The organism is Desulfosediminicola sp., from assembly GCF_048381775.1.
Lineage (GTDB): Bacteria > Desulfobacterota > Desulfobulbia > Desulfobulbales > Desulfocapsaceae > Desulfopila > Desulfopila ganghwensis.
In genome coordinates, this window is the sequence record NZ_JBLXGE010000001.1 from 347,189 (window position 1) to 359,324 (window position 12,136).

General features: G+C 51.5%; 11 protein-coding genes. 4 read left to right on the plus strand and 7 right to left on the minus strand.

Features of this window, described 5'->3' with window-relative positions; all coding sequences use genetic code 11:
* Positions 1-49 precede the first annotated feature (49 nt).
* The 4 genes from ACN5NT_RS01525 (at position 50) to hpt (ending at position 5,044) form a co-directional block, all read left to right on the plus strand.
* Positions 50-2,278 carry a marine proteobacterial sortase target protein gene (locus tag ACN5NT_RS01525; RefSeq protein WP_419174216.1) on the plus strand — a complete coding sequence of 743 codons (2,229 nt, stop codon included), beginning with the start codon at positions 50-52 and terminating at the stop codon, positions 2,276-2,278.
* A complete protein-coding gene (locus tag ACN5NT_RS01530) occupies positions 2,266-2,919 on the plus strand; it encodes a class GN sortase (RefSeq protein WP_419174217.1) in 654 nt (217 codons plus the stop codon). Before ACN5NT_RS01525 ends, ACN5NT_RS01530 begins: the two co-directional genes overlap by 13 nt.
* Before the next feature lie 241 nt (positions 2,920-3,160).
* Complete coding sequence (locus ACN5NT_RS01535; RefSeq protein WP_419174218.1) at positions 3,161-4,333, plus strand: glycosyltransferase; 1,173 nt, start codon at positions 3,161-3,163, stop codon at positions 4,331-4,333.
* A 177-nt stretch (positions 4,334-4,510) separates the two neighbouring features.
* Positions 4,511-5,044, plus strand: a complete 534-nt coding sequence (gene hpt, locus ACN5NT_RS01540) for a hypoxanthine phosphoribosyltransferase (RefSeq protein ID WP_136796064.1) — start codon at positions 4,511-4,513, stop codon at positions 5,042-5,044.
* A 107-nt stretch (positions 5,045-5,151) separates the two neighbouring features.
* Here hpt and ACN5NT_RS01545 read toward each other — a convergent pair whose 3' ends face one another.
* The 7 genes from ACN5NT_RS01545 to rpoN form a co-directional block, all read right to left on the minus strand.
* On the minus strand, positions 5,152-6,414 hold the full coding sequence (locus tag ACN5NT_RS01545; RefSeq protein WP_419174219.1) for a TRAP transporter large permease: 1,263 nt from the start codon (positions 6,412-6,414) through the stop codon (positions 5,152-5,154).
* Between the two features lie 15 nt (positions 6,415-6,429).
* Positions 6,430-6,993: a TRAP transporter small permease gene (locus ACN5NT_RS01550; RefSeq protein WP_419174220.1), complete on the minus strand. Its 564-nt coding sequence runs from the start codon at positions 6,991-6,993 to the stop codon at positions 6,430-6,432.
* A gap of 10 nt (positions 6,994-7,003) precedes the next feature.
* Complete coding sequence (gene dctP, locus ACN5NT_RS01555; RefSeq protein WP_419174221.1) at positions 7,004-8,014, minus strand: TRAP transporter substrate-binding protein DctP; 1,011 nt, start codon at positions 8,012-8,014, stop codon at positions 7,004-7,006.
* A gap of 46 nt (positions 8,015-8,060) precedes the next feature.
* Entirely contained in the window at positions 8,061-8,894 is an 834-nt protein-coding gene (locus tag ACN5NT_RS01560) for a TRAP transporter TatT component family protein (protein WP_419174222.1), read from the minus strand.
* 154 nt (positions 8,895-9,048) lie between these two features.
* Positions 9,049-9,501 (minus strand): hypothetical protein, encoded by a 453-nt coding sequence (locus ACN5NT_RS01565; protein ID WP_419174223.1) that lies wholly within the window; start codon positions 9,499-9,501, stop codon positions 9,049-9,051.
* Positions 9,502-9,694: 193 nt separating this feature from the next.
* The gene (locus ACN5NT_RS01570) at positions 9,695-10,660 is read right to left on the minus strand and encodes a helix-turn-helix transcriptional regulator (protein ID WP_419174224.1); all 966 of its coding nucleotides are present in this window, start codon (positions 10,658-10,660) and stop codon (positions 9,695-9,697) included.
* Positions 10,661-10,666: 6 nt separating this feature from the next.
* Entirely contained in the window at positions 10,667-12,127 is a 1,461-nt protein-coding gene (gene rpoN, locus ACN5NT_RS01575) for an RNA polymerase factor sigma-54 (RefSeq protein ID WP_419174225.1), read from the minus strand.
* Positions 12,128-12,136 lie beyond the last annotated feature (9 nt).

The window sequence follows — 12,136 nt, forward strand, 5'->3', positions numbered from 1 at the left end:
ATAGGCAGCCACCCAGACCGGGAAAAAAGCGCGAGCAAGGAGCAATGAAATGAAAAGAAAAGGACCGACACTGACACAAAAAGAGATTGAAAACGCGGTAACAGACCCGGGCAATCTGATGTTGCTGGTGTATACCGTATTGATTGGGCTGATCCTGCTTGGCAGTGGCTTTCTCTACGCCGGGGAGGCGCGGTCTGCCGAATCACATGAGGGGCAGGGGAGCGAGTTCAATCTGGAGGAAATCAGCGAGGGAAAGCTCCTGGTGCCGGGGCAGGATGGCAATGTAGTCTCGGCACTGAAACTGAGCCAAAAGGTGATAATCAGTATCAGCGGTGTTGCCTCAAGGGTGACGGTGATTCAGGAGTTCGTCAACAACAGCCCTGACTGGGTGGAGGGTGTTTATGTCTTTCCATTGCCGGCGGAGAGTGCTGTTGACCATTTGAAAATGGTAATCGGAGAACGAGAGGTCGTTGGCGAAATAAAGGAGAAGGAGCAGGCCCGCAAAATCTATGAAAAAGCGAAAGGTGAGGGACGAAAAACCTCGCTTTTGGCTCAGAACAGACCGAATATCTTCACCACCCGGCTGGCCAATATCGGCCCGGGTGAGAAGATTGTGATTGAAATAGAATACCAGCAGACAGTGCAGTATCGTGACCAGACTTTCTCCATCAGGTTTCCAATGGCCATGACTCCCCGTTACATCCCCGGCAAACCTGTGAACCGGGAAGAGGCTTCAGAAATCGGTTTTTCAGAAGAAGGCTGGGCGGTCAATACAGATCAGGTGCCGGACGCTCTTGAGATCACCCCGCCAATGGTTGTGGCAGGTGTGGAACGGCAACAGGAGTTTATCCCGACTGTTGAGCTGGAGGTAGATCTTGCAAGCGGCTTCCCTCTCTCCCGGGTGGAGAGTCTTTACCATGAGATGTACGATGTCGAGTTGGCCGAAAATCGTCATATGCTCTCATTTACCGGAATCGTTTTTGCTGATCATGACTTTGTGCTCGAGTGGCAACCGGCAAAAGCCGCGGATGCGACTGCTGCGCTGTTGACAGAAAGGCCGGAGGGTGACGAGAACAGCTTTATGCTGTTGATGCTGATGCCGCCCGAAAACCTGAAATCAGCCGGTGAGACCAGACATGTTCCACGTGAAGCGGTCTATATCCTTGATGTTTCGGGGTCGATGTCCGGGCCTCCAATCCGCCAGGCTAAAGTGGCACTCGCCAGGGCCCTGGATAAGCTGCAGCCCAAAGACCGCTTTAACATCATCAGCTTTAACAATACGGCCAGAAAGCTTTTCACTGATTCAGTGGCAGCAAACTCCGGTAATATCACCATTGCCAAAGAGTACCTGAACACTCTGCGGGCCGATGGCGGCACCGAGATGAAACCTGCCCTGGAAATGGCATTGAACGTTGGCGATTCGGCTGGCAGGGGAGATCGGGTTCGCCAGGTGATCTTTATGACAGATGGAGCCATCGGCAATGAGTCTGAACTGTTTGCGCTGATCAATTCAGAGCTGGGTAGGTCGCGTCTTTTCACTGTGGGCATCGGTTCAGCACCGAACAGCCACTTCATGACCCGGGCGGCTAAAATCGGGCGCGGGAGCTACACCTATATCGGCAATCTCGGTGAGGTCGGCCAGCGCATCGACGAGTTGTTCATAAGGCTTGAAAACCCGGTATTAACCAATATCACCATAGAACCGCTGGATGAAAAAGGTAATTCCGTTGAAGCCGTTGAGTTTCTGAGTTACCCGCATCCAGTGCCTGATCTCTACCTTGGTGAACCGCTGCAGGTGGCGATGCGTATGGATAGTGACTGGAAAAAGATACGGGTTTCCGGAACCCGGCTTGGAGAACGGTGGCAGTATGTGATCGATGTGAGCAGGGGGGCAGGCAGGGCAGGAATTGCTACCCTCTGGGCCAGAAAGAAGATCGCCGACGAGATGGAATCGCTTGCGCTGGGAAAAGATGAAAATGAGGTCAGGCAGGCAATTCTCGAAACAGCTCTCGAGCACCATCTGGTCTCAAAGTACACCAGCCTGGTGGCAGTGGATAAAGAGATCTCACGTCCCCGGCATGAGGTGCTGAAAAAAGAAGCTGTACCAACTCCGGCACCGAGAACCTTTCAATTCGCCGGTAACCAGAATGGTGACGCTGTTTTTGCGGGAAGTGCAAAAACAGGTACTGCTTCAAACCTGCACCTGCTGGTCGGTTTCCTGTTGATGCTGATTGCCGCGGGAGTGCACATCATTCGGAGGAGGATATGGGTAAAATGATTCTGCAGGTTACAACCTATCTGCTCCTGGTGGGCGGAGGTTTATTGATATGCGATGGGATGTGGCTGAGAGCCAAGGCACTGCTTGCCCAGAAGATGTTACAGCATGCCTGGGAGGAAACAGTACGTACCGGGGTTGCCGTGAAACCGTGGCCCTGGGCGGACAGCTGGCCAGTGGCGCGGCTCAAGGTCGAGCGGCTGGGAGTCGATCACATCGTTCTGGAGGGAGACAGTGGCGAAGTGCTGGCTTTTGGCCCCGGCCGGCTCACTGCCAGCAGTTTGCCGGGGAGTGGGGGCAATTGTATTTTATCAGGTCACCGGGATACCAGCTTCGCGTTCCTGCAGGAGCTGAAAGAAGGCGATGTGGTGGTAATGGACTCAATGAGGGCTGAGCAGTACCGCTTCGAGGTTCTGTCGGCAAGGGTTGAAGAGGCGGTTGGTTTGTATCTGGAGAGACCGGAGGAGCCGTGGCTGACCATGATTACCTGCTACCCGTTCGATGCCATTGAGCCGGGAACCAACCAGCGTTATGTGGTTTTCGCCCGGCTGATAAAGAGTGAACCTGCTGAATTACCTGCAAAAACAGCAATGCAGCCCGATGCGTACCCGGCAATGAAGGCGGCGGCGTTTCATTTGGCATAGTGCGGGGAAAAATGAAACAAACCTTGATCCGGGCCAGAAGGTATATGAGAAAAAGAGAGTAGCTGATATGTTTGAGTCAATAACTCGAACAATCACTCTTCGCTTTCAAGGTAGGAGTGATAGAGCGACAGGTAAATTTTGAGACAGGTGATAGATAAAGACCTTTAATTGTAATCGTCGCTTTATGGCTCTGCGCAACCCTCCTGTCACCTAACTCCTTACTCTAACCGGGAGACTCAGCATGTCCCTGCTTTTAATACTCGCTTGTGCCATATTTCTGGTGCAGCTGTTCACCTTCGTCCACATCACACTGGGGCTGAGGACAATGGAACAGCTGCACCGGATGGTTCTGTTGAAAAATTACAACTCTTTATCGGCTCCAAAGGTTTCGGTTATTGTGCCGGCATGTAATGAGGCTGAAACGATCAGGCCGGCCTTGAAACGCTTGCTGGCCCAGCAATATCAAAACCTCGAGATTATCGTGGTTAATGATCGCTCAACCGACAGGACCGCTGAAATTGTAAGGGAAATTCAAAAGGAGTGCAGGCGTGACTTCGAGTTGTTGGAGATAACCGACCTTCCGGATGGCTGGCTGGGTAAGGCCAATGCGTTGCAGGTTGGTGCAGAAAAGGCCAGTGGGGAAATACTGCTGTTCACTGATGCCGATGTTGAAATGGAGCCGACAACCATCGCCAGGGCCGTGCAGGTGTTGGAGTCCCGTAAGATTGATCATCTGAGTTTAATTTTCCAGCATATTGGCGGCAATTGGCTGCTCAACGCCTTAATTCTCGATTCGGCCTGCGGCCTGCTGGCGATGTTCAAGCCGTGGAAAGCAGGTGATAGGTCAAGCAGCTTTGGCTTTGGAGTGGGTGCGTTCAATATGGTACGCTCCACCGCCTATCGCGCTGTGGGCGGGCATAGCCGGATTCGCATGCAGCCGATTGATGATCTCATGCTCGGCAAGGAGTTGAAAGCGCATGGTTTCAGGCAACTTTGTATGCTTGGCCGCCAACAGGTCATGGTTTGCTGGTACCCTTCGGTAAAGGCTATGGTCGATGGTTTAATGAAGAATGTCTTTTCTGTACTTCACTATCGGGCCTGGCTGGCTGTAGTTGTTGCGGTCATGATCTTCGTTGGCACCCTGTTGCCTGTTGCGGCCATTTTCTTTACTTCCGGAGTGGTGCAACTGGTTTTCACGGCTGCCGTCCTCACCCGTATTATCGGGCTGCTTGTTACAGCGGGAATGTATAACATGGGGCCGGGAGTCGCCCTTGGTGGTCTGATTTCACCGTTTCTGAGTATCTATATTGTCCTCAGAGCCATGGTGCTGGTAACCAGGGACTCCGGGATTTATTGGCGAAACAGTTATTACCCCCTGGATGAATTGAAAAAAAGCAAACCTGTTATTTTCTAATCGGGTCACCGGTTTCTGCAGCCCCCCTAATTGTCCGAATATATTACAGTTGTCTATTCTGTCCTTGAAAAAACAGCTGATCGTGGTAGACAGGGCGCTTGTGAATTCACAGTATATATTTTGAAATAGCCTGAAATAACCTCGATAAAATCGTGGCATGATATCCATGGAGGACGTATGCCGGAAACTGGAATTAAAGATGTACTTGTCTCAGAAGAGCAGATTCAGGAAATCGTGCAGCGTCTTGGCGCTGAAGTTACTGAGCGTTATAAAGATTCAGAGCGTGAGCTGGTTGTAGTGGGCCTGCTTCGTGGCTCGTTTATTTTCATGGCGGACCTGGTTCGTCATGTCAAGTTGCCGCTGGTGGTGGACTTCCTGACGGTGTCCAGTTATGGCGATGGAACGGTGTCCAGTGGTGATGTGAAGATCATAATGGATCTTGATACGTCCATTGAGAATCGTGATGTGCTGTTGGTGGAAGATATTGTCGATACTGGCAACACTTTCAGCAAGGTCATTCGCATGCTGGAGAACCGCAAGCCGCGCTCTCTCTCAATCTGCACCTTCCTGAGCAAGCCAGAGTGCAGAAAGGTGGAGGTAGATATCGACTTCTGCGGCATGGATATCCCCAATGAGTTCGTTGTTGGTTATGGGCTCGATTATGCCCAGAAATACCGAAACCTTCCCTATGTCGGCATCATGGGTGAATAACAACCCGGACGGACGGTCTCGAAAAAAAGTAAAAAGCCCGGTGCATTTTATAATGCACCGGGCTTTTTTGTTTTCTATTTTGACCCAATGTTCATGAAAAATCCGGGTCAGCCGAATATCTCGATCAGCACACTACTGAGCCACGGGAAATAAGTGATGATCACCAGGGTTATCAGCAACAGCCCCAGGAAAGGCATGGTCGAGCGGTACAGTTCGACGATGGGTTTGTCGAAGCGGTACGAGGCGAGAAAAAGATTCAGGCCGACAGGTGGAGTGCAGTAGCCGATCTGCAGGTTGGTGAGAAAGATAATGCCCAGATGGATCGGGTCTATACCATATGCTTCGGCGATGGGCAGAATCAGCGGCACCACCAGTACCAGTGCCGAGAAGATATCGAGCATTGCCCCCACAACCAGCAGGAACACATTGAGCAGCAGCAGGAAGGTATATTTACTGTCGATGTAACCGCTTATGAATTCGAAAATTCTATTCGGGACCTCCTGGTCTATCAGGTAGTTGGTGGAGGCCATGGAGGCGGCGAGAATAACCAGGATGCCGCCGAACAGCACCATCGACTTTGCCATGATGCGCGGCAACTCTTTGACGGTGATATCGCGGTAAATGAGCACCTCCACAATCAGCACGTAAAGGCAGGTGACTGCTGCAGCTTCACTGGCTACAAAGAATCCGCCGTAAATTCCGCCAAGAATTATAAAGGGCAGGGGCAGTTCCCAGGCGGCAGTACGCAGCACATGCAGCGCCTCTTTACGGGAAAAACTCTGGCTCTTGTTGTGCTTTGGTCCCTTGTAGACCGAGTAGGTCATGAGCAGAACCAGCATGAGCAGGCCGGGGAGGATGCCGGCCAGGAAGAGATGGTCAATCCGGGTCTCTGACACCACGCCATAGATGATAATAGGCAGACTCGGTGGAAAGAGCAGGCCAAGACTGCCTGACGACGTGATGAGGCCCATGGAGAAGCGTTCGTTATAGCCATCCTTTACCAGTGCAGGCAGCAGTAAGCCGCCAAGAGCGAAGATCGTTACACCGGATGCACCTGTAAAAGCGGTAAAAACGGCACAGACAGCGAGCGAGACAACCGCAAGACCGCCGGGTAGCCAGCCCAGAAATACGCGGGAAAGCATCAGGATGCGCTCAGGGGCACGGCTCTCGGAGAGCAGGGTACCGGCGAAAATGAACAGGGGCAGGGAGAGCAGCAGCGGTGTCTCCGCCAGCCGTGACATTTCGATCACCACTACTGAAAGGTTGATATCGACACTGTGAAAGGCGATAAGGGCCAGAGCCGAGATAACGAGGAACAGTGGTGCACCGAGAATGGCGAGCGAAAACGAGATGATCTTGAGTACGTTCATTGAGTGGGCTGCTCCCTATAGTCGTGGTTGATCTGCTTTACTCAGGTTCGATACCTTCCCAGGTCGAAACAAGGCAACCACGGATGAGCAGAAGAGCAGGGTATATCGAAGGCAGATTAAGCCGAATGCCAGAGGGAAGATTACGTTCAAGTACCAGCTTGGCAGTCCGAAAAGTGAAGGACTGCCGTATTCGATCTCGCTTTGGATGAAAAGAAAGGCTGCCCAGGTAAGAAAACCGGATGTGACAGCACAAAAGAGATTGCAGAGCACCTTGACCAACGGTTGCAGCTTGAGTGGCACGATATGCTCTGCCAGGTCAATAGCAATATGTTCTCCCCGGGAGGTCGCCAGGACAGCACCCAGCAGGCCGCTCCAGAGGACCAGGTAACGCAATAGCGGGTCGGCCCAGACAAGACCGCTGGAAAACACAGAGCGCAGGAGTATCTGCAGGCAGGCCAGCAGAATCATTGAAGAGAGTAAAAGGCAGAGTACAAGTTCCTCGAAGTGATGCGTATATTTGAGAAATCGACTCTGCCTTTCGGGCTGGGATGCCTGTGGATCGGGTTCAGTGGGGGTCACGATTGATTTCTTATTGGTTCGCCCTGTAGTCAGACAGCACTTTCAGGGTCTTCTGGTAAATTCTGTCTGAAAAGGAGTTATCTTTCAGCTGGTCGATGATCAGGTTGTGCTGGTTCTTGAGGCTTTGCAAGGTTTCAGGCTCGACCTCGACAAATTTCACACCCCTGGAGCTCATCACTGAGCGTGAATCTGAGTTGGATTTCCTGGTCGCATCAATCAGGTCGGAAAAATGCCTGTCGGCGGATTCCTGGATTATGTCCTGATACTCTTTGGGTAATTTATCGAATTTTTTCTTATCAAGCAGAAAACAGCCATAGGCGTAGGCGAACGGTGCATCAGTCACATATCTGGCCTTGGTAAACCACTGCAACACGATTGAGCCGTACAGGGAGTTGTAGACGGTGTCGATAAGGCCTGTCTGCAGCGAGGAAAGCACGTCTGGAATAGTCAGTTGGACCGGGGTAATATCAAGGCTGTTCAGAAAAGCAGAAGCAAGCGGGTCACCTGAAGGAATCCAGCTGGTCGACTGCTGGAGTTCGCTGACCGTGGTAATAGGTTTGGTGGACATGGTATAGATAAAGCCCACTTCGGTCATGGCGATGAGCTCAAGCCCTTTCTTTTCAAACTCCTCCCTGAAGTCCGGCATCAGGCTGGTGCGGACGGCGTCCGTCTCTGCATAGGAGTTGAACAGGAACGGTACCGACATAACGGTAAAGTCAGGCACCACCGATGCCATGCCGGTCATGGTGAAGCCGCCGCCTTGCAGCTGGCCGACGCGCATTTTGCGGTACATGGCCATATCGTCGCCCATGACACCACCGGGATAGACCCGAAATCCCACCTCACCGCCGGTCTTCTCGCTCACTTCTTTGGTAAAATCCTCAAACTTGGTTACCCAGATTGATCCATCCGGGGCGAGGCTGGCAATTTTAAAGAGGTGTTTGGCTTTTGCCTGGGCATGGTCAACTGTAAGGCCAAACCCTATCAATATAGTGAAACATACAACTGTGAGCAGTCTCATGTAATTCTCCGGTCAAATAACTATTTAAAACTACGATGTTTTGGTTCTATTCAGCAAAGAAATCCTCGTCAAGGAGTCTTCTTGCCTTTTTCTTGGCAATCTGGTTGCTGAGCGCATATTCCGGCGCTTCGTCCAGGGGGAAATCCAGTACCTCCTGGAGCAGCCGGTCATGCAGGATCTGGTTGAAACTCTGGCGGGCGTATGTCTCAGCGTAGGTGGTCTGGGTCAGCAGGAACCTGCGGTCACCAATTTGCAGAGCCCGCTCGAAGTGTCTTCTGCTCTTTTTGGGGTCTCCTCCAAACATTTCGGGTTTGGTCGCATCATATGCACCAAAAAAAACATGAACCGCGCCTGACTGGTACTCGTCGTCCAGTTCCAGCAAACGTTCCATCAGCTTCTCAACAGTGACCAGATCGGCCATCGAGGCTGGAGATCCCTGCTGGGTCTGAATCCAGCTCAACCAGGCCATCGTTCCCCAGAACAGGTCAGGTACTCTTGACTCTCCGAGCCGGTCGAGCTTTTGGTCGAAGGTGTCAGGATCAGTACCCGGTTCCATTGGGAGCAGCTCTGCGAGCAGGCGAGTGCCGTACTGTCGAGCCTTTTCGGCAACAGTGTCAAGCCGTTCCCCGGAGATTGCGCATTCGGGAATAGCGGAGAGATAACCGATGTATGCCTGGGAGCCGACCCGCAGCAGGTCTTTGTTTGCGGGCTTGGAGGTGATCATTGAATCGATCATCAACAGGTATGCCGCCGAACCTTCACAGACCAGGTCGAGATCGGTTTGATACTGCATGTTGTCCACTGTTGGTTCAATCAAGGTGTTGGTTACAAGCTTGGCGCAGGAACTGAGCATGGGAAAGGTGATGAGTAATCCCAGCATTATAGTCCTGGTGAACGCGCGGCTTGGATTGAGCGGAGTTTTCATTATTGTTTTGGGATGGTGGTTTGTGAGTGTGGACCATTGAACTGCAGAAGGCCAGAAAGATGGTTTGATAAATAAATGTGGATTTCCATATGGAAGTGGGGTTTTTGTCTCATTTGCAGACTTGTTTATCTATCTGAAAAGATCCAATCTGTATATCATCTTTTCCAAAATATTCGTAGATATATACGCCGCCATAGAGCAGAGTTGCTTTAATTTGCTCGTTATTGCAGGCATTTTCTTTCACAGCGGGTATCAGTTCTGAGGCGATTATGTTGGGGTCTACCTCTTTTGATGCAAACTCAGTAAGCGTATAGCGGTACGTAATTCGGGCCCCTGGGCCTACTGTGGCGCCGTCCAGTCGGGTGTATTCATCTACAGTGAGAGGCGCGATCTCATTAATACTGGTAGCGGTGACTGTAAACCCTTCGATAAGCTGAGCCTCTATCGTCTCCGGGGAAAGCGTATGCTTACTCTGGCCCCATTCGTGTCGCAGACTTCTCCAGAGACTTCCGGAAATTATGGCAGCGAAAAGCAGTGTGGTCAGTATGAGAGCTTTTTTCATAAAAGTCTCCGGGGCATCCAATGGCTGCGGTAGCCCTGGAGCAGGGCAGGCCGGCACATTGATACAGTAAGTCTAACAACCAGCAATAACGGCTGTCAAACTTTCTGTGAGAACAAACAGAATATTAATGGTATCGAGCTATTGCGTGCGTTTTTGCTGAAGAAAGCGTCTTGGATGGAGAGTGAGTGCAGGGCTATATCGGGAGGGATTGAGTGTCGGGGTCGAGGTAGAGCTTGCTCATGGCAGCGATTTCACCAGCAACCTTTTCTTTGAGCATGGTTGGCGAGATGACCCGGGCCATTGGTCCGTATTGCAGTATTTTCATTGTAATTTCACGATAATCGCTTATGGGAAGCTGGAGTGAAATTCCACCTTCGATATTTTCTATTTGCTGACTGTCATGCCAGTGCTGGTGTCTGATAAGGTCTGCGGCCGTGCCGGTAAAGTGGATAACGGCGTTTTCTGTTGCTTCGCCTTTGAATATGCCAAATGACGGCAACAGATAGTTTTTATCAAGATCTTCAATTACGGAGATCGCCTCGCTGGTCAGTGCAGCAGTGGTGATACGTGCAACATGAAACATGCGAAGTTCCTGGCGCATGCGACAGAAGGCCAGCAGGTACCATCGCCCCTGGTAATTGCAGAGACGCTGTGGTTCGACACATCGCTTCGAGACTGCTCCGGATGCTCCGGCACCGGCATAGCTGACGTGTATGGCTTTACGGTTCACAACTGCCTCGATAATGGCAGAGAACACCTTGGTATCAATTGACTCCACCTCTATCCACTCGCAGTAAAGAGACTGCAGCAGAGTCGCGTGATCGGTGGAAAGCATGGATGACAGTTTACTCTGCAACTGCTGCACTTCTTCAAGTTCGCTCAGGCCCGCTTCTTCAGCAAACTTGTTGAGTATGCCAAGCATCAGGGTGATCTTGGGGCTCTGGCCGAAGGGCAGGGCGAAACCCTCTTCTGTGTAGTAAAAGCCGTTTCTGGCCTGGTCGAAGGCGAGCGGTGCGAGCAGTCTGTCTCTCAGGTAATTGATGTCTCTTTTTGCGGTTGCCCGGGAGATTTCAAACTGTTCGACGAGGGTGGTGGTGTTGGGATACGCCCCTCGAAGAATATCCTGATGAAAAGAGTAGACACGTTCGAGAAGGCTCATAAGACTTTACCTGGACTGCCGACGGTGCTTCACCGGCAAAATTTTCATCTGCTCGCGGTATTTGGCGACAGTACGGCGGGCGAGCTGGATATTATTGTCGGCCAGCTTTTCTGCGATAGCATTATCGCTGAGGGGCTTGGCCTTATCTTCCTCCTGGATCATCTTGCGAATCCGGGTCTTGATCGATTCGGCAGCCAGTGCTTCCCGGCCTTCACGGGGAATGGCGGTGGAGAAGAAGTATTTCAGCTCGTAAATACCCTGGGGGGTGTGGGTGTACTTGTTGGAGGTAACGCGGCTGATGGTTGATTCGTGCATCTCAATATCTTCGGCAACATCACGGAGGATAAGCGGCTTCAGATATTGCGGGCCACGCTCAAAGAAATCATGCTGAAACTTCAGGATCGACTCCATAACCCGGTAAATGGTGCGTTGTCGCTGGTAGAGCGACTTGATAAACCATTCGGCATTCTTTACCTTGTCGACGATGTAGCTGCGTTGCCCCTTTCCAAGCTTTTTGGCACCGTTTTCCAGCATCGCCAGGTATTCTTCAGAAAGCTTGAGGTTGGGCATGTCATCGTCATTCAGGCGGATCTCATATTCACCATCCACCTTCACCACATAGACGTCCGGAACGATATAGTTGGTGTCTTCCTTGGTATATGGAAGACCGGGGTACGGCGTAAGCTCGGAGGTGATAAAATCGATGGCACGTATGATGTCGTTACGCTTTTTGCCGGTGGCCTTCATCAACTCTTTGTAATTGCGAACCTCAAGCAGGTGCAGATAGTCTCGGACTATGATTGCGGCCAGGCTGTCACCTTTGCCCATTCGTTCAAGCTGAAGGTACAGTGACTCGCTCACGTCGCGGGCTGCGATACCTGGCGGGTCAAGATCCTGAATAAGCTCAAGCACATATTCGACCTCGTCGGTGTAGCTGCCCACTGCTTCGATAATGTCCTCGATTTCAACTTCGAGAAAACCGTAGCGGTTGAGATTGCCGATAATGAAGATGGCAACGTCCATTTCCGCCTCATCAAGCTCGCTGTGAGCGAGTTGCCACTGGAGATAGGCAGAAAGACCAGGCTTTTCGCTGATAAAGTCAAACTGTGATGGCGCGTCGGCAGGTGGAGTCTCTTTGGCAAAAGAAAAGTTGCTGTCGAAATTGTTGGAGTAGTCCTCCCAGTTTACCTCGCCGAGGCTCTCGGTTGTTGCGCCAAGCTTTTCGGTGAAGTCACTTTCCTTGCCTGGCTCGGTGACTTCTATGGATGCCTTCAGTTCGGGGGGAAGCTCGATGGTATCGTTCTGGGAAAAATCTTCTTCAAGGGCTGGGTTTTGTTCGAGTTCAGCCTGCAGGGCACCGGCCAGCTCTAACCTATTGAGCTGCAGAAGTTTGATGGCTTGACGCAGTTGTGGCGTCATGACCAGTTTCTGGGCGAGCTTGAGCTGTTGCCTGAGTTCCAATGCCATAATAACCGC

What these genes read in the sequence shown, in the direction of transcription:
- ACN5NT_RS01565 (WP_419174223.1), bottom strand. Translation starts at nt 9,501, where the DNA reads ATGAAAAAAGCTCTCATACTGACCACACTGCTTTTCGCTGCCATAATT.
- ACN5NT_RS01535 (WP_419174218.1), top strand. Translation starts at nt 3,161, where the DNA reads ATGTCCCTGCTTTTAATACTCGCTTGTGCCATATTTCTGGTGCAGCTG.
- ACN5NT_RS01570 (WP_419174224.1), bottom strand. Translation starts at nt 10,660, where the DNA reads ATGAGCCTTCTCGAACGTGTCTACTCTTTTCATCAGGATATTCTTCGA.
- dctP (WP_419174221.1), bottom strand. Translation starts at nt 8,014, where the DNA reads ATGAGACTGCTCACAGTTGTATGTTTCACTATATTGATAGGGTTTGGC.
- ACN5NT_RS01560 (WP_419174222.1), bottom strand. Translation starts at nt 8,894, where the DNA reads ATGCTGGGATTACTCATCACCTTTCCCATGCTCAGTTCCTGCGCCAAG.
- ACN5NT_RS01545 (WP_419174219.1), bottom strand. Translation starts at nt 6,414, where the DNA reads ATGAACGTACTCAAGATCATCTCGTTTTCGCTCGCCATTCTCGGTGCA.
- hpt (WP_136796064.1), top strand. Translation starts at nt 4,511, where the DNA reads ATGCCGGAAACTGGAATTAAAGATGTACTTGTCTCAGAAGAGCAGATT.
- ACN5NT_RS01530 (WP_419174217.1), top strand. Translation starts at nt 2,266, where the DNA reads ATGGGTAAAATGATTCTGCAGGTTACAACCTATCTGCTCCTGGTGGGC.
- rpoN (WP_419174225.1), bottom strand. Translation starts at nt 12,127, where the DNA reads ATGGCATTGGAACTCAGGCAACAGCTCAAGCTCGCCCAGAAACTGGTC.
- ACN5NT_RS01525 (WP_419174216.1), top strand. Translation starts at nt 50, where the DNA reads ATGAAAAGAAAAGGACCGACACTGACACAAAAAGAGATTGAAAACGCG.